The 21,235-nt window shown below is 47.6% G+C and carries 18 protein-coding genes; 7 read left to right on the top strand and 11 right to left on the bottom strand.

Annotated elements, in window-relative coordinates; all coding sequences use genetic code 11:
- Positions 1-2: 2 nt before the first annotated feature.
- Both BMX14_RS01105 and BMX14_RS01100 read right to left on the bottom strand, forming a co-directional pair.
- A complete protein-coding gene (locus BMX14_RS01105; protein WP_092671506.1) occupies positions 3-1,787 on the bottom strand; it encodes a GMC family oxidoreductase in 1,785 nt (594 codons plus the stop codon).
- A gap of 2 nt (positions 1,788-1,789) precedes the next feature.
- Complete coding sequence (locus tag BMX14_RS01100; protein WP_092671503.1) at positions 1,790-2,524, bottom strand: gluconate 2-dehydrogenase subunit 3 family protein; 735 nt, start codon at positions 2,522-2,524, stop codon at positions 1,790-1,792.
- Positions 2,525-2,800: 276 nt separating this feature from the next.
- On the opposite strand from BMX14_RS01100, the gene sbmA reads away from it, so the two are divergent.
- Both sbmA and BMX14_RS01090 read left to right on the top strand, forming a co-directional pair.
- Complete coding sequence (sbmA, locus tag BMX14_RS01095; RefSeq protein ID WP_092671500.1) at positions 2,801-4,036, top strand: peptide antibiotic transporter SbmA; 1,236 nt, start codon at positions 2,801-2,803, stop codon at positions 4,034-4,036.
- A gap of 64 nt (positions 4,037-4,100) precedes the next feature.
- A complete protein-coding gene (locus tag BMX14_RS01090) occupies positions 4,101-5,000 on the top strand; it encodes a ParB/Srx family N-terminal domain-containing protein (protein WP_177173063.1) in 900 nt (299 codons plus the stop codon).
- A 36-nt stretch (positions 5,001-5,036) separates the two neighbouring features.
- Here the strand turns inward: BMX14_RS01090 and yncE are convergent, their stop codons facing one another.
- The 3 genes from yncE to gltP form a co-directional block, all read right to left on the bottom strand.
- Entirely contained in the window at positions 5,037-6,074 is a 1,038-nt protein-coding gene (gene yncE / locus BMX14_RS01085) for a 7-bladed beta-propeller protein YncE (protein ID WP_230527206.1), read from the bottom strand.
- Positions 6,075-6,189: 115 nt separating this feature from the next.
- On the bottom strand, positions 6,190-7,101 hold the full coding sequence (murQ, locus tag BMX14_RS01080) for an N-acetylmuramic acid 6-phosphate etherase (RefSeq protein WP_092671491.1): 912 nt from the start codon (positions 7,099-7,101) through the stop codon (positions 6,190-6,192).
- Between the two features lie 92 nt (positions 7,102-7,193).
- A complete protein-coding gene (gene gltP, locus BMX14_RS01075; RefSeq protein ID WP_092671488.1) occupies positions 7,194-8,498 on the bottom strand; it encodes a glutamate/aspartate:proton symporter GltP in 1,305 nt (434 codons plus the stop codon).
- A 493-nt stretch (positions 8,499-8,991) separates the two neighbouring features.
- On the opposite strand from gltP, the gene acs reads away from it, so the two are divergent.
- Entirely contained in the window at positions 8,992-10,947 is a 1,956-nt protein-coding gene (gene acs, locus BMX14_RS01070) for an acetate--CoA ligase (protein ID WP_092671485.1), read from the top strand.
- A 35-nt stretch (positions 10,948-10,982) separates the two neighbouring features.
- Here the strand turns inward: acs and BMX14_RS01065 are convergent, their stop codons facing one another.
- From BMX14_RS01065 to soxR, 4 genes are all read right to left on the bottom strand, one after another.
- Complete coding sequence (locus BMX14_RS01065; RefSeq protein WP_092671482.1) at positions 10,983-11,669, bottom strand: LrgB family protein; 687 nt, start codon at positions 11,667-11,669, stop codon at positions 10,983-10,985.
- On the bottom strand, positions 11,662-12,096 hold the full coding sequence (locus BMX14_RS01060; protein ID WP_092671479.1) for a CidA/LrgA family protein: 435 nt from the start codon (positions 12,094-12,096) through the stop codon (positions 11,662-11,664). Before BMX14_RS01060 ends, BMX14_RS01065 begins: the two co-directional genes overlap by 8 nt.
- A gap of 127 nt (positions 12,097-12,223) precedes the next feature.
- Complete coding sequence (locus BMX14_RS01055) at positions 12,224-13,873, bottom strand: Na+/H+ antiporter (RefSeq protein WP_092671476.1); 1,650 nt, start codon at positions 13,871-13,873, stop codon at positions 12,224-12,226.
- Positions 13,874-14,020: 147 nt separating this feature from the next.
- Positions 14,021-14,542, bottom strand: a complete 522-nt coding sequence (soxR, locus tag BMX14_RS01050) for a redox-sensitive transcriptional activator SoxR (protein WP_092671473.1) — start codon at positions 14,540-14,542, stop codon at positions 14,021-14,023.
- 95 nt (positions 14,543-14,637) lie between these two features.
- On the opposite strand from soxR, the gene soxS reads away from it, so the two are divergent.
- Complete coding sequence (gene soxS / locus BMX14_RS01045) at positions 14,638-15,003, top strand: superoxide response transcriptional regulator SoxS (protein ID WP_092671470.1); 366 nt, start codon at positions 14,638-14,640, stop codon at positions 15,001-15,003.
- 200 nt (positions 15,004-15,203) lie between these two features.
- The gene (locus BMX14_RS01040; protein ID WP_092671467.1) at positions 15,204-15,491 is read left to right on the top strand and encodes a YjcB family protein; all 288 of its coding nucleotides are present in this window, start codon (positions 15,204-15,206) and stop codon (positions 15,489-15,491) included.
- Positions 15,492-15,663: 172 nt separating this feature from the next.
- On the opposite strand, the gene BMX14_RS01035 is transcribed toward BMX14_RS01040, so the two are convergent.
- On the bottom strand, positions 15,664-18,039 hold the full coding sequence (locus tag BMX14_RS01035) for a glucose/quinate/shikimate family membrane-bound PQQ-dependent dehydrogenase (RefSeq protein WP_092671464.1): 2,376 nt from the start codon (positions 18,037-18,039) through the stop codon (positions 15,664-15,666).
- Positions 18,040-18,360: 321 nt separating this feature from the next.
- On the opposite strand from BMX14_RS01035, the gene BMX14_RS01030 reads away from it, so the two are divergent.
- Positions 18,361-19,380 (top strand): alpha/beta hydrolase, encoded by a 1,020-nt coding sequence (locus BMX14_RS01030; protein WP_092671461.1) that lies wholly within the window; start codon positions 18,361-18,363, stop codon positions 19,378-19,380.
- Between the two features lie 18 nt (positions 19,381-19,398).
- Here the strand turns inward: BMX14_RS01030 and BMX14_RS01025 are convergent, their stop codons facing one another.
- Positions 19,399-19,824, bottom strand: a complete 426-nt coding sequence (locus BMX14_RS01025) for a GFA family protein (RefSeq protein WP_092671458.1) — start codon at positions 19,822-19,824, stop codon at positions 19,399-19,401.
- A 228-nt stretch (positions 19,825-20,052) separates the two neighbouring features.
- Here BMX14_RS01025 and yddG point away from each other — a divergent pair, with 228 nt between their 5' ends.
- Positions 20,053-20,937 carry an aromatic amino acid DMT transporter YddG gene (gene yddG / locus BMX14_RS01020; RefSeq protein WP_092671455.1) on the top strand — a complete coding sequence of 295 codons (885 nt, stop codon included), beginning with the start codon at positions 20,053-20,055 and terminating at the stop codon, positions 20,935-20,937.
- The last annotated feature ends 298 nt before the right edge of the window (positions 20,938-21,235 follow it).

Genomic DNA, 21,235 nt, shown 5'->3' with positions numbered 1-21,235 from the left:
CCTTATGCCTGAACCAGTGGGCCTGGGTTCTTGAGGTACACCTCACGGATGGTTTTAGCCGACCAATACGTCAGGGCCGCCACCAGTCCGGTCGGGTTATAGCCAAGCCCCTGTGGGAACGCTGACGCTCCCGGCACGAAGACGTTATGCACGTCCCAACTTTGCAGATAACGGTTAATAGCACTGGTCGACGGGTTTTCACCCATGATTGCGCCGCCGTTCATATGGGTTGTCTGATAAGAGGTGGTATCGAAATGCGCGCCCTCTTTTTTTGCTGCCCCTAAAATCGCTTTAGGATTCATCGCTTCGGCAATTTTATGCATCTTAGACACCATAAACTGTGCCATTTTAATGTCGTTCTCTTGCCAATCGAATGTCATCCGGAGCAGCGGCTGCCCATGAATGTCTTTGTAGTTGGGATCGAGATCTAAATAGTTATTACGGTATGACTGATGGGCGCCATGAGCATCCATCGAGACATGATGGGTATAAGTGTCTGCAACGGCGGCTTTCCACTCACTTCCCCACGCTGGCGTGCCAGCAGGCACAGGAAGCCCAGAAATGGGTTTCACGCCTGCTTGGTTTACCCAGAGGGGTGACCCACCGACAAAACCATGCGGACCATGGTCAAAGTTGTCCGCGTTAAAGTCATCCACGGCAACACCGGCTCCGCCGGCTCCGATAAACGGGTTGGTGGTGGTATTTTTATCGAACAAGGCTTTAAGGGTCGACATGTTCTGGTAGGCAAAGTTACGACCGACCACCCCTTCATTGGTAATCGGGTTGTACGGCTTACCGATTCCAGATAACAACATTAGGTGGACGTTATGGAATTGGAATGCCGAGAGGATCACTAAATCTGCTGGTTGGATCTGTTCCCGACCTTGTGCATCCACGTAGGTGACACCTGTTGCGCGCTTTTTATCGTCCGTCAGGTTTACTTTCAGCACATAGGAATCGTTTCGCAGTTCAAATTTAGGCTCTTGGCGAAGCGCCGGTAGAATATTAACGTTCGGCGAAGCCTTAGAATACATGTAACAGGCGTAACCACTGCAATAACCGCAGAAGTTACACGGCCCCATTTGCGCCCCATAAGTATTGGTATAAGGTCCAGAGGTATTAGCTGAAGGCAGATCGTAGGGATGATAACCAACCGCTTGTGCGGCCTTATAGAACAATTGTGCAGAATAGGTTCTTTTCTGGGCAGGGAGCGGAAAGTCTTGCGAGCGATCACCCGCATAAGGGTTACCCCCTTTATCTTTACCCACAACATTGCCTTTGATCGACCAGGCGGTGCCTGAGGTACCAAACACTTTTTCTGATTGATCAAAGAACGGTTCGAGTTCGTCGTAAGTTACGCCGAAATCTTGGATCGTCATCCCTTCTGGAATAAAGTTTTTCCCATAACGCTCTTCGTAATGGCTACGCAGACGCAATTCAGCTGGGTCAACGCGCAAGTGGACGCCCGACCAGTGTAATCCTGCGCCACCTGTACCCGTACCCGGTAAGAATGCGGCAAGCTGGCGGTAAGGGACGGCAGTTTGCGCAGGGTTGTGTCGAATGGTTACGGTACTTTTAGACAGATCTTGGAAAAGTTTTTTTCGAACGTTATACGTTAATTCGTCGATCGATTGTGGGTAGGCCCCATCGGGGTATGTATCACGATGGGGACCACGCTCTAGCGCGACCACTGTCAGGCCCGCTTCGGTTAACTCTTTTGCCATAATCGCACCCGCCCAACCGAAGCCGACGATTACCGCATCTACTTTTTTCTGTTCATTAGCCATAATTAGCTTCTCTCACCCCGAATCGATACTGGTGGTAATGGGTAACGTTCACCACGCTCCACCCAATCCATAAAGTCTGCACGCGCGCCTGGGAAATTAATCAATTTCCACCCCACTAATCCTTGGTTACCACCGTGGATAGGGTCGCTAAAGAAGCCTTCGCGAGTATTTTGCAGGAGGAATGAGAAGAAGGTTTTTGACGGCAGCTGTTGGAAATTCACTTTGCCGCTTTCCAAGGACTTAAGAAATTCAACTTGTTGTGCCGCGTTAAGATCCGCAAAAATCTTACCGTATTGCTGCTGACTTTGATGATTCGCCTCGGCAATTCCCAATCGATAAATTTGCTGCGGGACTAATGGCAGCTGATAACCAAACGCTTTATCAACATCAGGCGTGAATGGCCCCTGCATATACCAGTTTGCACCGGTCGCATAAGGCGTATTCATTTGACGGTCTATATACTCAGGAACCCCCGCCTCCAGTGCACCTGGGCCACGCTCATCTTTCGGGATCAGTTGCGTTACGGCGGCAGTAATGAATGCAAATTCTTCAGCCGTAAACCAAGAGGGTTGGTAATCTCTCGCCTGAGAATGGGCAGAACGGGTGCTGTCTGCGGCCAAGACACTTCGACTCTCTAGCGCCCCTATCCCTGCCGTCCCAACAGCCATGGCTGGCGCGATGGCGATAGTTTTCAGCAGAAAATCACGGCGTGACTGGCCGTTTTTTTGTTCTGACATGACATTGCCTTAACACTGCAAATAATGCAGCATGAATAATTGAAAGATAGCGTGACAGTGTTGTTCGGTAACGCTGTCGTATTTTTATAGGCCTGTTACCGGTAACAATTAAATTGTAACACAGTTGAGTAACATCAAAAATCATATCTACTTATTTTTTGTGACGAGATTTAACATCTTTTCATCAGAATATGTTTTTTAATCGCCAGTAAAATCCTTCTCCAGCCGGTTAATTTAGTATAGTCACCGCCGAAGTTAATTTTTCAGGGAGTTATCATGTTTAAGTGCTATTTCCCACGCCCACTGCTCTTTTTCATTAGTGCAGCCGTTTGGAGTTTGGTCGTGGTCCTTTTTTGGTTCGGTGTCGCCGCACAGCTGCCGGCCCATTTTCCGTCACTCGCCAAGACTTTTCTGGCACCGCTACCAACAACCGTCGCGCGGTTTTGGCAACTCAGTTATCTCTGGTTCTACCTCTATTTCTGGGCCGCCGTGACGATCTTCGCCGTCGTGTGGCGTTTGATTGATCACCATCCTTGGCAACGCTGGTCTGTCTGGGGATTGGCCCTCATCATTTTTTCAACGTGGTTTGGCGTTCAAGTTGGCGTCGCGATAAATGCCTGGTATGCGCCCTTTGGCGACCTTATCCAAAAAGCCCTCGGCAAAGCAGGATCGGTAAAAATCGAAGATTTTTATCAACAAATCTACGCGTTTCTCGGCATTGCTTTAGTCGCCGTAGTAGTGGGTGTGTTAAATAATTTCTTCGTCAGCCACTGGGTATTTCGTTGGCGTACGGCGATGAATAACTTCTTTATGGCGAATTGGGGACAGTTACGTCATGTCGAAGGGGCCTCTCAGCGGGTGCAAGAAGATACGATGCGCTTCGCCGATACCTTGGAAAGCTGGGGCGTTAGCTTGCTGCAAGCGATTATGACGTTGATCGCGTTTCTACCGATCTTGGCACAGCTTTCCGTACACGTAAAATCGGTGCCGATTATTGGCGATATCCCTTATGCTCTGGTTATCATTGCCATTGTCTGGTCACTATTTGGGACGGCTTTGTTAGCGGTTGTTGGGATTAAACTACCGGGTCTATCCTTTAAAAATCAACGGGTAGAGGCAGCCTATCGTAAAGAGTTAGTCTATGGTGAGGATGATGCAAATCGGGCTGCGCCACCGACCGTGAAAGCGCTCTATAACCAAGTGCGCTATAACTATTTTCGTCTCTACTTCCATTATCTCTACTTTAATATTACACGTATTCTGTATCTGCAAGTCGATAATATCTTTGGGTTATTTGTTCTCTTCCCAGCCATCGTCGCAGGAACCATTACCTTAGGATTAATGAATCAAATCTCCAACGTATTTGATCAAGTGCGCTCATCGTTCCAATATTTGATCAATTCATGGTCCACGTTAGTTGAATTGATGTCAATCTATAAGCGTCTTCATAGTTTTGAGATGATCCTCAAGGATAAGTCCCACCACGACTTAATCAATGATGCCTCAGACTGATGAATGATAGAGGAAAGGTGAGGCAACTCACCTTTTTTTATCCCCCATTATGAGGAAGAAGATAATGAAACGCGTTACCCCGGTTCTACTTGCTTCGTTAATCACAGCGGGCTTATCGTGCAGCCCCCTCTCTTTCGCCCAGACGGTTAAAACACTCAATGTCAGCGAGATCCGCCCCACTCAACCGGCGATTGGTGCCGATGAAGTTAACTATAAAGTGGCTACATTACAAGGCGATCGACAGGAGCTGTTTGACGATTTCTGTGAAGATATTGGAGCGAAAGGGGTAAAAACATTCGATAGCCAATCCTCTCTCGCACAGCCCACCAGTTTTACCTGTCTTGCTGCGGTTGGGACTGAGCCGGACGACGTGAAAAGTGCAGTCATTGCGCCGGACCATCATATCTATCTTACCGATGGCCACCACACGGTATCGACCTATCGGGCGCTAGCCAATAATCAGGATTTTCCCTTTGCGGTACGCATCACCAATGATTTCAGCCAGCTCGCTTCAATGGATCAGTTCTGGAGTACCATGCAACAACAGCATTTAACCTGGCTGGAAGATCCACAAGGTAAACCGGTTAGCCCTGCGCAGTTACCCCAGCAAGTGAGTCTGCAGACCATGCAGAACGATCCTTATCGCTCAATTGTCTATTTCTTACGGGGCATCGCCTACGATAAGCCAGACCAAGCACCGCCGTTCTTAGAGTTTTACCTAGGTAGCTGGCTGCGCACCCAACAGCCCGTAAACGCTCAGCAGCTCTCGACCAAAGCAGGCTATATGGCCTATCTACAGCAGGCAGCTGCAACCTTGGTCGCCGCACAAGGTAGCCAACATTCCACTGATAAAGCCGACTCCCCGACCTTATCGCAATTGGGGCAACGTAAAACCGTCAATGAGAAGAAGCTAGCCAAATTAGCCGAACCGGGCGGGAAATTATCAATCTTGTTTAAAGAGTGATAACGGAAAAAGGCCTCATAATGAGGCCTTTTTTTATTATAAGGTGATGCGTAAGACAGTGTCTGGCTGGGTCGCTTCTTTCTCACGAGAAGAAGGTTGCTTAACGCTGACATACAGCACATCCCCCTTATCGGATAACGCTAGGCTATTCGGCATACCGTCCGTTTTAACCGTACGTTTTACCTGATAGGTTTTCGTATCGACAATACTGACTGTACCGGCCTTACGATGCGTCACATAAAGCTCTTGGCGCTGCGCATTGAACAGTACTCCTAGCGATTCCGGAACCTTAATGCTCGTCAAAACTTTGTTTGTTTGGGTATCAATAACCACAACTTGCGGCTGTTTAAAATCAGCAATAAAGGCACGATGACCCGCCGTATCCAAGCTGATGTTTAACAGCATATGGTCACCCGGTAAATCCAGTTTTGTCCGTTTGACAATGCTATGAGTTTGCGTGTCAATGTTAATCCATTCTGCATCAGCATTGGAGAGATAGAGCGCATGCTGCTTAGCATCTATCGCAAGTCCCGTCGCCATTTTACCCACGCCAGAAATGGTTTTGATCACTTTCAGTGATTTACCGTCCAATACCCACACCACGCTATCAGCCCCTACCCCGGTGGCATAAACCTGATGCGTAGTGGGATCGACCGCAATTTCACGAACTTGTGGTGGTCTAAAAGACTCGGTACGTTGACGTGTTTCAACCACCTGTTGAGCGATGACTTTTTGGGTTTGTAAGTCAATCGCAGTAATCGAGCCATCGCGCGTATTACCGGTATAAAGAATGTGCTGGGTATTATCGATGGCAACGCCGAAAGGCTTAAGCGGTTCTTTAATGACTTGCTCGGTTTTCAAGCTTTGTGGGTTAAGCACATACACCGCGCCGCCGGTTTCTTGTCGGCTACCCGCACTCGCGACATATAATTGCTGAGAAGATTGGCCATACGCCAGTTCGTAAAGTCCTTTCGAAACGGGTTGAGTCAGCGTTTGTGCTTCCTCGGCAAATACACTCGCTGAAAATAGCGCTGTCACCAGTAACAATGGACGGAAAAGAGAATTGCGTTGCATAGTCATTACCTCTGTCATTGCGCAGTGGACCGTCAAACAGAGCCCTTAGCGCTGATCATGTTGAGAAACGCTAAGAGTGTAATGGATTTTTCAAATGATAAATATAATCATTTCGTTATTTATTCCCGGATGCTATCAGCGCGGAACGAATAAACCCTTTGTGTTCGATTAACAGCGCTTGAGCCTGCTCAGCCGTTAACTCCGCCAAGAGCATGAGTATTGCGGTTTTACACTGTCCATTACAGGCCTTAAGGGCCAGTTCGGCCTCCTCCGTGGAGCAGCCAGTGGCATCGATAACGATATTTTTCTGGCGTTGAATGAGCTTCTGATTGGTGGCTTCAACATCCACCATCAAATTCCCAAACACTTTGCCGCTGCGGATCATTGCCCCCGTCGTCAACATATTCAGAATCATCTTTTGGGCGGTCCCCGCCTTTAGCCGAGATGAGCCCGTTACGACTTCTGGCCCCACTACCGCACTGAGCGCAATATCGGCACACTCCGCCATCGGACTTTGCGCATTGCAACTGATTGCTATAGTGACCGCACCACGCTGTTTAGCCCATCCCAAGGCTCCCAAGACATAAGGAGTACGACCGCTGGCGGCGATACCCACTAAAATATCTTGTGCGCTAAAGTCAATAATCTGTAAGTCTCTAGCCCCTTGCTCTGCATTATCTTCTGCATTCTCAACAGCTTGTAAAATCGCCTTATGCCCGCCGGCAATCAGTCCAATCACCTGCTCAGGCGAAGTCCCAAACGTTGGTGGGCATTCACTAGCATCCAGAACACCTAGCCGACCTGAAGTCCCCGCGCCGCTATAGATTAACCGCCCACCTTGTGCGAAAGCCGCGGTGATCGCCTCTACTGCCTGAGTGATTTCCGGTAAAATCGCCTCAACTGCAAGGGCAACTTTTTTATCCTCATCATTAATAACTTTCAACATCTCAGCCGTCGATAACTGATCGATATTTTCACTGGCGATATTGCGACCTTCGGTCACGAGACGATGGAGAGTAAGGGACATAATCAAGCCTTATTTTGGACAAAAAAAACGGGAGTGATGAACGGTATTGACCCGTATCATGCACTCCCGACTGATTAATGATCAATAGTCAGTTATTTAGCACGCGACGTCCCCAACATTTGTTGTTCGTAAGCCCGCGCTTTATTCACATCAAACTGTTTTTCCCAGCAAGAGATAACCAGTACAGCTAAGGCATTACCCACCACATTTAATGCAGTACGTGCCATATCCATAATACGGTCGACCCCGGCGATAAAGGCCAAACCTTCTAGTGGGATCCCTACGCTACCCAGCGTTGCCAGTAGTACCACGAAGGAGACACCTGGAACCCCTGCGATACCTTTGGACGTCACCATCAAGGTGAGGACTAAAACGATCTGATGCGTCAAGGTAAGCTCGATACCGTAAAGTTGAGCAATGAAAATTGCCGCAATACTTTGATAGAGGGTGGAGCCATCTAAGTTAAACGAATAACCCGTCGGTACCACGAAGCTAGTGATAGACTTTGGTGCACCATAAGCTTCCATCTTTTCCATGATACGTGGAAGAACGGTCTCTGAACTGGAGGTGGAATAGGAGAGGATCAGCTCGTCTTTGAGTAAGCGTATCAGTGTCCAGATATTTAAACCACATAGCTTCGCGACACCACCCAAGATAACGAAAGCAAACAGTAGGATAGCGGCATAGACCAAGATGACTAACTTCGCCAGTGGGTAAAGCGAAGCAAAACCAAAGTTCGCCACGGTCACGGTTAACAGTGCAAACACCCCGACTGGCGCATAACGCATGATCATGTTGGTCACTTTGAACATGGTTTCCGCCGTCGAGCGGAAAACAGAGACCAGCGGATCGCGGTGTTCGGCGGGCAGCGAGGATAAGCCTAAACCAAATAATACTGAGAAGAAGATAATCGCCAACATGTCACCATTCGCAAAGGACACAAAGATGTTTTGCGGAATGACCGACAGGATAGTGGCCACTAAACTGTGTGGTCCATTCTGTACCTGTTGCGTGGTGGCTTCGTATTTTGAAATATCGGTAGTGGTTAACACAGACATATCAATACCGGTTCCTGGATGGAACACGTTGGCTAATGTCAGGCCAACCACGATAGCAATGGTGGTGATCACCTCAAAATAAATGATTGTTTTAAGGCCGATACGCCCCAATTTCTTCGCGTCACCGACACCGGCAATACCGACAATCAACGACGAGACAACAATCGGAATGACAATCATTTTGATCAAATGAATAAAGATGTCACCCGCAGGTTTTAAAATGTTGACCACCAGCCAATCGCGGCTATCTGGTGCATTGTGAAGGATGCTTCCGGCAACAATACCTAAAATCAGTGCAATTAGGATTTGCCAAGCGAGAGTGATTTTGAAGCCTTTCATAGAATAGTGGTTTCCTCAGTCAAACTGCCTTTCACTCTTCAGTGACAAGAGAAGTACGCAGAAATAAAAATGCCAAAAATAAAACGGGCAAGTCTTTTGATGTTTGTGTGCTAAAACCGCCTCCTGCGATTTTGTGTGCTATGTATTACCATTTTCTGTCTGCCGAGCGCAAGCTTTGATAAACATCGGATAATTCCCTTTCAATAATCAATTATCTTATATAGAGGCTCGTTTTTTATAACCCTATCTTCTAAAAGAATAAATTTCACTGCAAAAAAAGCGCACGTTTTGAAAAAAAATTTTTCTAGACCCTGCTAGCAGCTAGGCAATCATGGCTGATTTTGCCAGAATGGCTGAGGATACCGATAAATTCGACTCGTCGGTAAATAACGATGCAATCCCGTGATCTCTGGCACATAACCTAAACAAATCACCGGCTCGGTCTTTTATCATTCACCATTTCACATAAAATCAACAAAAAAGGAGACCTGTCATGAGCCAACCCATTACCCACCCCATTATGGATGCCATTGCTGCCAACACACTGATAAACGAAGAGCAGTATGCTGCGCTCTATCAACAATCCGTAGACGACCCCACTGCATTCTGGCAGGAACACGCACAGATCATTGATTGGATTACCCCTTTTAATACTGTTAAAAACACCCGATTTGAACCAGGTAACATCGACATTCGTTGGTTCGAAGATGGCCAGCTTAACTTAGCCGCTAACTGTTTAGACCGCCATCTGGCCCAACATGCCGATAAAAAGGCGATTATCTGGGAAAGCGATGACGGTACCGAAAGTCGAACCCTGACCTACCGAGAATTACATCAACAAGTTTGTCAGTTCGCGAATGTGCTGACGTCAATGGGGATTAAACCTCAAGACGTCGTCGCTCTCTACATGCCAATGGTCCCCGAAGCCGCGGTCGCAATGCTGGCCTGTGCACGAATTGGTGCCATTCACTCAGTGATTTTTGGTGGCTTCTCACCGGATGCCGTAGCGGGGCGGATTATCGATAGCCAAGCCAAGTTAGTGGTCACCGCCGACCAAGGCTTACGTGCCGGACGACCGATTCCGTTGAAGAAGAATGTCGATGATGCCTTAGCCAATCCTGCCGTGACCAGCGTGAAAAACGTCATCGTCTATTCCCGTACCGGTCAATCACCTAGTTGGCATGCGCCCCGCGATTGCTGGTGGCATGAACTGATGGCCGACGCCCCGATTGAACACCAACCCGTGTCGATGAACGCCGAAGATCCTTTATTTATTCTTTATACCTCTGGGTCTACCGGACAGCCAAAGGGGGTGTTACACACCACGGGCGGTTATTTAGTTTATGCCGCAACCACCTTCAAATATGTCTTTGATTATCAGCCAGATGATATCTATTGGTGTACCGCGGATGTCGGCTGGATCACAGGACACAGCTATTTGCTTTATGGACCACTGGCGTGCGGCGCGACAACCGTTATGTTCGAAGGCGTTCCAAACTGGCCAACCGCCTCGCGGATGGCAGAAGTGGTCGACAAATATCAGGTCACCATCCTCTATACTGCGCCAACAGCCATCCGTGCGTTGATGGCAGAAGGCGATAAAGCGATCCAAGGTACCGATCGCAGTTCACTGCGTGTGCTGGGATCGGTCGGTGAGCCGATCAACCCTGAAGCGTGGGAGTGGTTTTTCAGCAAAATGGGCAATAGTCGCTGTCCCATTGTCGACACTTGGTGGCAAACCGAGACTGGCGGTTTTATGATTGCCCCCTTACCGGGAGCAACACCTTTGAAACCTGGTTCGGCAACCCGTCCTTTCTTCGGGGTGAAACCCGCCTTAGTCGATAATGAAGGGGTCATTCAAGAAGGCGTTTGCGAAGGTAATTTAGTGATCACCGACTCATGGCCGGGCCAAGCACGTACGCTGTTTGGGGATCATCAACGTTTTGAACAAACCTACTTCTCCACCTTCCAAAACAGCTATTTTAGCGGTGATGGCGCTCGTCGTGATGCAGATGGCTACTATTGGATCACCGGCCGGGTAGATGATGTGTTAAACGTTTCAGGCCACCGTTTAGGCACCGCCGAAATCGAGTCCGCATTAGTCTCACATCCTAAAATCGCTGAAGCGGCAGTGGTCGGTATTCCGCACTCCATTAAAGGCCAAGCTATCTACGCTTATGTCACGCTTAATAGCGGTGAAGAGCCGAGTAGCGAGCTATATAGCGAGGTTCGTCAATGGGTACGTAAAGAAATAGGCCCCATCGCGACCCCTGACGTTCTGCACTGGGCAGAGATGCTACCTAAGACACGTTCCGGTAAGATTATGCGCCGTATTTTGCGAAAAATCGCGGCAGGCGATACCTCTAACTTTGGCGATACGTCGACATTAGCGGATCCGGGTGTGGTTGAGAAATTATTAGAAGAAAAGCAGAGTATTAAGCAGCCTTAAGCCTCAAGGGTCACTGCCATGCAGTGACCCGCTTCTTAAAAAAGTAAGCGAATAAAAGGCGCTAACAGCACCGTCATTATGCCCGCCAGCATCATCACTAAACTGGACACCACCCCCTCTTCTGGCCCCAATTGATAGGCTTTCGCGGTACCAGCTCCATGAGAAGCCGCGCCCAAGCTCGCGCCTTTCGCAATGCTCTGTTTAATCATTAATCGCAGGAAAAGAAAGTCTCCAATGGCCATACCAAAGACCCCAGTAATCACTACAAATAAAGCGACTAAATCGGGTTGCCCCCCTACTTGTTTAGCCGCAGCCAACGCAAAAGGAGTTGTGATGGATCGTACCGAGAGACTGCGCTCAACCATTTCTGGTAACGAGAATAGACGGGCCAGCCAGACAGAGCTTAACACGGCCACCACTACCGCCGTCAGCACTCCTGCCCCGAGAGACATCCAATGTCTTCGAATCAGGCCAAGGTTTTCATAGACCGGAATCGCAAAGGCCAGTGTCGCCGGACCTAGCAACCAGATCAACCAATGGTTGTCGCCGATATAGTTTTCCCAAGAGATATGGGTGGTTAGCAGTAAAATAATTAATACTAATGGTGTGAAGACCAAGGGCATCAGCAGTAGTAAGCGCCAACGTCGATAAAGACGTTTATTAAGATAGTAGACAACGACGGTCAGCACTAAGCAGCTAAGATTCGCGAGCATATTACTCATCATTAGCCCCTAACTTACGTTGGGCTCGAGCTATTTCGTAACGGAATACTCGTTCGACCACCAAACCGGTAGCGCCTAGTACCAATAGGGTACTCAACCCTATCACTGCCACAATTTTCCACCCTTCACTGCGCAATAGCGGGCCATAATTGACCACCGCTACGACGGCGGGAATAAAGAAAAGTAGCATCTCTGCTAATAGCCAGTTTCCACCCGCGCGGATCCACTTAACCGGAACGATACGCAACATAATGAGCAGCAGCAAAATACTTAAACCGATAACATTTGCTGGGAGGGGGAGATGGAAAAGAGTCACCAATAAGCCGGCTAACAGGTATAACCAGATATAGATACAGAGCTGCAGCGGGACTTGCCACAGAGAATCGGTTACCAACTTCTGGCGTATGCTGCGCCATAAAGTGGACATACGGGTGCCTCGTAATTGTCTCAATAAGGATTAAGTATATAGCGAGGCGATCCGACAGTGAAATGAATAAAAATTATCGACCTATGCTAAGGTGACTGGCCCCATCCTTGCAGGATGGGGCCAAGAACTACTCTTCTTTTTCGATAAGCAGTGCTTCAAGAAGGTCTAAATCACGAAGGAGCTTACGCATTGATTCATCAGAGATCTGTTTGGTCGCCCGTAAGTGGTAAACCTCTGCTCGTTCGGCACGCAATGCATTGAGCCGCAACCGTCTCTCCAGATTCTCCATAAACATGGCTTGTTCGACATCGTCTTTATCGTCGAGCCGCCGACGTAACTGCCCGATAACCCGAGAACTGACCTCCTTCAATATTTCCGGATCGATATTCTCATTGGTATCTTTTGCCAAGCGCTCTTCCATTTTATACAAGCTATCAATACCCGATTTCGCCATGATAGAGCGGGCATTACGTAGTTCTCGTCCTGTCTCGCCTTTGTCGATCCCGGAAACGCCTTTAAGTAATACCGGCAAAATGACGACACCCGCCAATAGCGAAAAGAGGATAACCCCAGTGGCTAAAAATACCAATTCGTAACGCGCCGGGAAATTTTCCCCATTCGGTAAAAATAAAGGGATTGATAAGACGCCCGCCAGTGTTACCGCACCACGAACGCCCGCAAAGGTCGCCACTAACAACTCGCGTAGAGAGTAGTTGCTGAACTCCATTGGACGCTTCTTAAGTAAGCGTTTACTAATCCTTTGCATCAGCAATAACCAGCCAAAACGTACCACGATTAACGCCAAATAGATCATCGCCACCGCGAACAATAGGATCCAAATATTAACGTTGTTATCAACTTCTGCTTCGGTGAGAGTGGTTTCTAATATCCCTGGTAACTGTAAACCCAGCATTAAGAACACCATACCGTTAAACACGAATTCAAGCATTTGCCAGACACTATTAGCCCGTAGACGCATCGCCAGCGGCGCTTGGCGAATAATACCGGAACGACTAATGGTCATCCCTGCGGCGACAGCGGCCAAGATGCCTGAGGTACCGAGGTGCTCAGCGATAAGATAAGAGGCGAAAGGGAGTAACATTAACAGTACGGTTTGTGTAGCGGGATCGTCACCACTCCAGCGACTGAACAAACGAAGCGATTTACCGTAGAGCCAACAAATCACTACACCGGCCAGTAAGCCCCCCAATGAGACTTTTAAGAATTCCAGCGAGGCGCCTGACCAAGTAAACACCATGGACCCCATGGCAACCGCGATGGCGAAATTCAGGGAGACTAGACCGGATGCATCGTTCATCAAGGCTTCGCCTTGAACAATCGACATGATTTTTTTCGGAATACGCCCCTCACCCACGATACCGGATAGCGCAACGGCATCCGTGGGTGAGAGTACTGCGGCTAAGGCAAAAGCTGGGATTAACGGTACACCGGGTATCGTCCAGTGGATCAGATAACCAATACCCACCACCGTGATCAGCACTAGCACCAGCGCTAAACCAATGATTTCCCGGCCATGATGCAGGAATTCATTGATCGGTGTTTTCCAACCATCTGAAAACAGTAACGGTGGGATAAACAGTACTAAGAATAGTTCAGGGTCAAAATTGACATGTAATCCAAAACTTGGCCAACCCAACAACGCACCGGCAATGATTTGCACAAGCGGTAAGGGAATTTGAAAGGGAATAATTCGCGCAGCAACGCCGGATAGTGATACCACCAGCGTCATGATCAATATGGTGAAAAAAATTTCCATGCTTTCCTTGTAACCTTTCCAGAAGACAATAAAACCTATTGGCTGCAACAGGCTCACTCATTTAACTAAAATACACCGAACACCTTCAATGCGGCGTAAAAAACGTGCTCAATTAGTAGGGTCTGTATGATTTCTTATTATTATCGGTCACAACTTGGTTGAGCCTAACAGCTCATCAGACAAAACCCCAGCTGAAAGCTCTGGATCGTTCGAATCTTGTTCCAATAAGACCGCGCCTTTACCTTGCTCAGCCAAGTGGTCGTCCGCATTACGTAGAGGGCAATCACGCATAGAGAGGCATCCACAACCGATGCAACCATTGAGGTCGTCCCGTAAGCGGATCAAGGTTTCGATACGTTTATCCAACTCATCGCGCCACTGCGCAGTGAGTTGCTCCCACTCCTTTACTGAAATACGTTTATCCGGTGGGTAACTTGCCAGATGCTCGCTGAGGGTCGCCAAGGGTAAGCCAATACGCTGCGCAATTTTAATGATCGCCACGCGCCGTAGCACGTCACGACTATAGCGCCTTTGGTTGGCGGCATTACGGCTGCTAGCAATTAGCCCTTTTGACTCGTAAAAGTGCAGCGCAGAGACTGCAACCCCGCTTCGCTTCGCGACCTCCCCTGGGGAAAGTCTTGATTTTAATTGAGATCGTTCTTTTTTCATTTTTAAGCTTTACCTCAAGTTAACTTGAGGAATTATACTTTAAAAACTTGTTCGAGATCACATTATGTGATGACTAAACAGAGGAATGACATCAGATGCAAAAAGAAATCATCATTTCACTCACTGAGTGGATCGATCAAAATCTCGGGAATAACCTTTCGATTGATGAAGTTGCCGCCAAATCCGGATATTCCAAGTGGCACTTACAAAGAATGTTCCGTGCAATGACGCGCCAAACACTCGGCGACTACATCCGTGACCGACGCTTAGCAAAAGCAGCAGAAGCCTTATGCGTCAGTCAACGCCCAGTCTTTGACATCGCGTTACAATATGGCTACGAATCTCAGCAGACTTTCTCTCGCGTGTTCCGCCGCAAGTTTGACCTGACCCCCACGGCTTATCGCCACTCCCAACGCTGTCGCCCCGTGCCCGCATTCAGTAATGTTGGGTCACTGTCCTAGTGTTAATAAGACTTATTTGCCCCATTTTCTGCTAAGGCTCGTTAACAATGGCGAGCCAAAAAATACAAATTATTTAACATACTCTTCAAATTCCGGCCACCTTTGTCTATAATGCGAGCTAAATCACACTTTATGATATCTTCTCATTGTTCGTTAACTCAACAATGTGTAAACCTTTGGTCAAAAAATGAGGATTGAAGATGAGCGCTCTCGCAACAAGCTTGATCGTTATGCGTTGGGGTTTGTTAAGTGCAGGACTGATGTACATGGCAAGCATGATGAAAATTAAGTGCCAACAAAATAGCCTTAAAACGGCAAGTGCCGTCTTTATAGGACTTGGGCTTTTCACCTCTTGCTGGTTTGTGACTGGACTTCTTGGAATCGATTTCAGTTCGCAAAATTGGCAATCTATGGCAGATATCGCGACCGATGCCTTCAACTATGCGTTACAACAATCCCCTGATATTTTTGTTCCAAACAGTTTTTAAGCTTTGCTGATGAGCATGGGAAGCAACACCTTATCTTTGTTTGGGTAACGCTCCCCCGGTGCCTCCCCTCTTACCTTTTATTCACCCTCATAAAAAAACCCCGAATAAATCCCTTTATTCGAGGCTTTTTATAGTAAGTAGACATCACCACAAGCTGGGTGATGCCAACCTATTACTTCGTGTCAGGAAGTTTATACGCAATGATGTAATCGCCCATGGTCGATCCGAATGAACCATGACCACCAGCATTAATCACCACATATTGCTTGCCATCCACTTCATACGTCATCGGGGTCGCTTGTCCACCAGCAGGTAGACGCGCTTGCCATAACAATTTACCGTCATGCACGCTATAAGCACGCAGGTAGTTATCTAATGTTGCGGCAATGAAGAAGACGTTACCGGCTGTAGTAATCGGTGCACCCAACATTGGGGTACCCACTTTCAGCGGCAGAGGAATCGGCGAGCTATCACGGATGGTGCCAATACGTTTCTTCCAGATAATTTCTTGGTTTTGCAGATTAACCGCAGAAACGAAGCCCCATGAAGGTTCCATACATGGCAGACCAAATGGTGACAGGAACGGATTGAGCTCTACGCCAAACTTCGCGCCGTATTGGTGTTGCAGACCCGCTTCGCTACCTGACCCTTTAGCGCCATTCTCATCCGGCTCCATTGGGTTGTTAGGACCACGAGGGATCAGTTTAGAGACAAACGGCAGTTGCATTGGGTTAGTAATAGCAAACTGTTTATCAGTGTTAACGGAGATACCACCCCATTCAAACATCCCTAAGTTACCTGGGAATACTAAGGTACCTTGAACGGAAGGAGGGGTAAATGGACCTTCATAACGCAGACGGTGGAACATGATACGACAGATCATCTGGTCGAACATGGTCGCGCCCCACATCTTCTTATCTGTCAGGTGCGCGGTTGGCCGATAGCTGAATTCAGAGTAAGGTTGGGTCGGCGAAAGGTGGTCACCTTCTGCTGCACCTTGTGGTACCGGATGTTCATTTGCCGGCACAACAGGTTTACCTGTGACGCGGTTCAGAACAAAAATATCACCCGTTTTCGCTGGCGCATAGATAACCGGTACAGTATTACCTTGTTGATCTTTGATATCCGCTAAGGTGGGTTGTGCCGGAACGTCCATATCCCACAGATCGTGGTGTACCGTTTGGTAGAACCAAGCCAGTTTACCCGTTGACGCATGCAGCGCAAGAATACCGTTCGCAAACTTCTCTTGATCTGGCGTACGGTTACCGCCCCAAATATCTGGCGTACTCACACCCATTGGGATGTAAACGATATCTAATTTCGCGTCATAAGCTGATGGCGCCCATGAGTTCGGTGAGTTAGGCGTGTAGCTTTCACCGTCTGCAGGAATAGCGTTAGGATCTTTAGCACCTGGATCGAAGGCCCAAAGCAGTTGCCCCGTATTGACATCATATCCACGAATCACCCCTGAAGGTTCTTTCATTGATAAGTTATCAGTGACTGCTCCCGCAATAATAATCACCTTATCGGTGATGATTGGCGGAGAGGTTGGCTCATAGCCACCTGGGAAAGCATGAGGTTGCTTATGTTGTAAGTCGATTTCGCCATTGTTCGCGAAGTCTTTACAGACTTGACCGTTTTCTGCGTCAACCGCAAACAGACGGCCATCGTTTACCGGTAATAAAATACGGCGTGAACACGCAGCAGGTTGGCTACCGTTGGTAGGCGTAGCGGACACTTCGTGGTAGGAAACGCCACGACACGTCATATGCTGGAAAGTCGAATCGTATTTGAGTTTTGGATCAAAACGCCACTTTTCTTTACCCGTTGCGGCATCCAGAGCGATAAGGATCTGGTGCGCAGTACAGGTATAGAGCATGTTGCCGACTTTAATCGGGGTAGATTCGTTGGTGATCTCACCTGGATCATCAGCACGCTTAAGGTCACCTGTACGGAATGTCCAAGCAACCTGTAAGTCTTTGACGTTCTGCTCATTAATTTGCGTTAATGGCGAGTAACGTACACCGTCTTGCGTCCGAGCGTATGCTGGCCAGTCTTGCGCCGCTACACTTGGCGCCGCTGGCGCTTCGTTATTAACGTGTAATGTGCCATCGATTTCTTGCGGGTCTTTGACCACAAAACTCGCACCGACCATCAGCAGGTTAACGATAACACCGACTGCCATCGCAGTACGTGGCGTGTTACCTGCGTTAGGACGAGAAATTTGGCGATAAACTGGCGGGAGTAGCATCCAGATACCGAACAATGTCCAGATACCTAAACGTGGCGCTAGTGCCCAGAAGTCAATACCACACTCAACGTAGGACCAAATCGCGGTCGCGATAAGGATTAAGGCGTAGACGAAAAACGCGCCGCCTTTACGTTTAGCCAGTTGCGCGGTGAAAAGCGCCATGACGAGACCGGTAATCAGATAGTAGCTGCTACCACCGATTGCCAACAAGTATCCGCCACCAATGACTAACCATAAGCAGCAGAAGAGAGAGAATAATAACGTAATGAGACGTAAGCCTCTGCGTTCCCTAGACATCGAAATCTACCTTAAATAAACCGCTGTTTTAAAATGTAAAAATCGGAGCAATAAGACCGCCCTAAAGCAGGAAATTTATAATTTTAATTACTCACGTCGGATGAAGCTTGCCGCACCAATCTCCGATTTTCTACATTCGCCTGAGATGAAAAATTCGCCAACATGTAACCAGTTTTTACGAATATTCCATAACGATAGTTAGTATGGCTTATAAATAAAAAATTTCTATACAAAATATGACTAATTGCACAGTTCGTTGACAATTTTTATGAAGCTACCACTGTATATTTAACAATAACTCTACAAACAGGGAGGTAAAGTATGAAAAAACCGCTTTTTATAGCGCTAAGTTCTAAAGGACTCAGGTTACTCGCCATGAGCTTCGTGTTATCGGGTTGCCAGTCTTTCGCCATTTCGTTAACGCATGGTGCGATGGAAAATGAAACCACGAGAAAGAATGTTCAAGCATTAGCTGCCTATGCAGATAAAAATGTTCAGAATGACTTGAGGATCACCACCGATTATCGTTATGGTGAGTTACCGAGTTCAAGAATGGATATTGTGACCCCTAGTATCCGGCCCGAACAACACTATCCAGTCATCGTATTAGTGCACGGCGGTGGCTGGGTGGCGGGTAATAAAGAGAGTATGTTGGCCTATGCAAGGCTCTTAGCCGACCGAGGATTTGCGGTAGTCAATGTTGAGTATAGTCTGGTACCTACCGGAGCCTTCCCAACCCAACTCAAGCAGCTTAACCGAGCCTTACAGGCACTCGGTACCTTGCACGATTTGCCGCTAGACCTTAATCGCCTCTTTCTCAGTGGTGACTCTGCCGGTGCGAATATTGTCAGTAACTATGCCGCTCTACTTAACTCCCCCATCTTACAACAACAGCTGGCGATTACACCTGCGATTCAACCTCAACAGCTCAAAGGCCTAGTCGTGCACAGCGGCGTCTACGATATCGCGAGTTTATATCAAAGTGGCCAGAAACTTCCTTGGACTACGCGCTGGATCATGCAAGAGGTGTTAGGAGCTTATAGCGGAGAAAAACCCCCTAGCCTGAGAAAACTTTATGCTATGTCTGCAACACCTTGGCTGACGACCCACTATCCTCCTGTTTGGATCAGCGCGAGCGATAATGATTTACTGACCCGAGGACAATCACGTCCCTTTATCGAGCGCTTAAAAACACTCAATGTTCCTGTTGAGGCACATATCTATCCTAAGCAATGGCCTGAGCCACTTAACCACGACTTTGAGTTCAGTATGCAGTATCGTGCCAGTCAGCAAGTGTTCGATAATTCAGTCGACTTTATCCGCCGATACTCAGGAGAGTAGTAAATACTAACTAACTCTCTATACCAACTGGAGCAAGCTAAGCAGCTGCTCCAGTGATTGGACTGGCTCATGGTAAGATTGAATCTCAGAGGAACAAGAGGGTGAGGCCGAGCGTTGCAGACAGAAATCAGCAACACATCGATAATGCTCTACCCCTTCCACTAGACCCAAGGGAACCCAAAAGTAAGGAACTTGCGCTAACAGGTTAGGCACTGTACTCCCGCAATGCTGACAAAAATCATTACGATAACCCGACTCTTTCCTCCAAGAGTGAATACTTGCTTCGCCTTCAGACCAGTTAAAATGCAGACTATGGACTAGCGTCGCATAATTGGATTCGGTACCTGTTTGACGACGACACAAGGAGCAATGGCAACGATCGAAAGTGGTTGGGCTATAGGGTAAGGTGAATTTAACTGAAGCACATAAACAGGAGCCTTGCATAGTCTGCTCATCGTGAAGGGTTAAGGGTTAAGGGTTAAGGGTTAAGGGTTAAGGGTTAAGGGTTAAGGGTTAAGGGTTAGCAATATACCTAAAAAAATGTGTAGATCCAGTATGGAGATTGTGTGGAGCCAATACTCATAGAGAGTCTATTGGTAGCGAGTACTAACGTACATTTCCCTGCGGAATGTGTAAAACTCTGACTGACGTATAACAGGCTAAGGATTAATCATGACCTCACCACGTGCCACCTTACTGGGTATCTCAGCGATTTTACTGTGGAGCACCATCGTAGGCCTTATGCGTCAGGTAACGTTTTACTTCGGCCCTATAGGAGGCTCAGCACTTGTCTATTCAGCTGCAAGCCTATTGTTAGTACTTACTATCGGATTCCCTAAATTAAAAACTTTCCCCAAGGCTTATCTGTATCTAGGCACCCTACTATTCGTCGCCTACGAGATCTGTTTATCGCTGTCGTTGGGTTTCTCTACCTCAAATATCCAGGCGATACAGATTGGCCTAATTAACTATCTCTGGCCAAGTATGACCCTACTTCTGGCAGTGCTACTAAATGGACAGCGCCCCAGATTTTTAATGTTACTCGGTATAGCAATTAGCATGCTAGGCATTAGCCAAGTACTCGGACAAGGACAGGGGAATTTATGGCAATCGATGCTAGCCAATCTTACTGCAAATCCATTGAGCTTCACCCTCGCCTTCTCCGGCGCAATAATCTGGAGTCTGTACTGTGTGTTAACCAAAAGACTTGCTAACGGCTGCAACGGTATCACCCTTTACTTTATACTTACCGCCATCGCCCTATGGAGTGGCTTCTTACTCACGACCCAACCCAGTCTACACGTTACCGCGACAGGCTTCGGTGCACTATGCTTACTCGCTTGTGCGATGGGTCTGGGTTACGCGGCGTGGAATATGGGTATCTTGCACGGCAATATCACCCTCCTTGCCACCCTTAGCTACTTTATCCCCGTAGTGTCGAGCCTATTTTCAAGTATTTGGTTAGGGCAACCGTTGACTGGGATATTTTGGATCGGGGCGCTGTTGGTCTGTGGAGGATCGTTGGTGTGCTGGGTGGGGGGATTTGATTTCCGATAAAGGCACTACGCACTATATGAGCTAAGAGTTTCTCGCTAACTGCTCAAGGGTTATTCTCTTTAATACCACTCAACCTAAATTATTAATCACCACAACTTACAAATCTCCCCTAGAACTGAGTTTTAGCTATTTTATCAAAGATTACTCAAGCTTAAAGTGTAAGCAGAACTTCAGGATGTCAAATGAATACAGATAGTTAATTTATTTAATAACTAAAATCTCGTCGTAAGATACTGAAATTATTTTATTAGTAATAATTAAAAACATTAACAACAATGGTTATTTGAGAGAGAATTTT

The organism is Rosenbergiella nectarea (assembly GCF_900111105.1).
GTDB classification, from domain to species: domain Bacteria; phylum Pseudomonadota; class Gammaproteobacteria; order Enterobacterales; family Enterobacteriaceae; genus Rosenbergiella; species Rosenbergiella nectarea.
This window is presented reverse-complemented; position numbering and strand designations above follow the sequence as displayed.

Excerpts from the sequence above, each read along its gene's own strand:
- BMX14_RS01090 (WP_177173063.1), top strand. The coding sequence starts at position 4,101 with ATGAAACGCGTTACCCCGGTTCTACTTGCTTCGTTAATCACAGCGGGC.
- BMX14_RS01060 (WP_092671479.1), bottom strand. The coding sequence starts at position 12,096 with ATGTCCACTTTATGGCGCAGCATACGCCAGAAGTTGGTAACCGATTCT.
- BMX14_RS01105 (WP_092671506.1), bottom strand. The coding sequence starts at position 1,787 with ATGGCTAATGAACAGAAAAAAGTAGATGCGGTAATCGTCGGCTTCGGT.
- BMX14_RS01035 (WP_092671464.1), bottom strand. The coding sequence starts at position 18,039 with ATGTCTAGGGAACGCAGAGGCTTACGTCTCATTACGTTATTATTCTCT.
- BMX14_RS01025 (WP_092671458.1), bottom strand. The coding sequence starts at position 19,824 with ATGCAAGGCTCCTGTTTATGTGCTTCAGTTAAATTCACCTTACCCTAT.
- soxR (WP_092671473.1), bottom strand. The coding sequence starts at position 14,542 with ATGAAAAAAGAACGATCTCAATTAAAATCAAGACTTTCCCCAGGGGAG.
- gltP (WP_092671488.1), bottom strand. The coding sequence starts at position 8,498 with ATGAAAGGCTTCAAAATCACTCTCGCTTGGCAAATCCTAATTGCACTG.
- murQ (WP_092671491.1), bottom strand. The coding sequence starts at position 7,101 with ATGTCCCTTACTCTCCATCGTCTCGTGACCGAAGGTCGCAATATCGCC.
- yncE (WP_230527206.1), bottom strand. The coding sequence starts at position 6,074 with ATGCAACGCAATTCTCTTTTCCGTCCATTGTTACTGGTGACAGCGCTA.
- BMX14_RS01065 (WP_092671482.1), bottom strand. The coding sequence starts at position 11,669 with ATGAGTAATATGCTCGCGAATCTTAGCTGCTTAGTGCTGACCGTCGTT.
- yddG (WP_092671455.1), top strand. The coding sequence starts at position 20,053 with ATGACCTCACCACGTGCCACCTTACTGGGTATCTCAGCGATTTTACTG.
- acs (WP_092671485.1), top strand. The coding sequence starts at position 8,992 with ATGAGCCAACCCATTACCCACCCCATTATGGATGCCATTGCTGCCAAC.
- BMX14_RS01040 (WP_092671467.1), top strand. The coding sequence starts at position 15,204 with ATGAGCGCTCTCGCAACAAGCTTGATCGTTATGCGTTGGGGTTTGTTA.
- soxS (WP_092671470.1), top strand. The coding sequence starts at position 14,638 with ATGCAAAAAGAAATCATCATTTCACTCACTGAGTGGATCGATCAAAAT.
- BMX14_RS01030 (WP_092671461.1), top strand. The coding sequence starts at position 18,361 with ATGAAAAAACCGCTTTTTATAGCGCTAAGTTCTAAAGGACTCAGGTTA.
- BMX14_RS01100 (WP_092671503.1), bottom strand. The coding sequence starts at position 2,524 with ATGTCAGAACAAAAAAACGGCCAGTCACGCCGTGATTTTCTGCTGAAA.
- BMX14_RS01055 (WP_092671476.1), bottom strand. The coding sequence starts at position 13,873 with ATGGAAATTTTTTTCACCATATTGATCATGACGCTGGTGGTATCACTA.
- sbmA (WP_092671500.1), top strand. The coding sequence starts at position 2,801 with ATGTTTAAGTGCTATTTCCCACGCCCACTGCTCTTTTTCATTAGTGCA.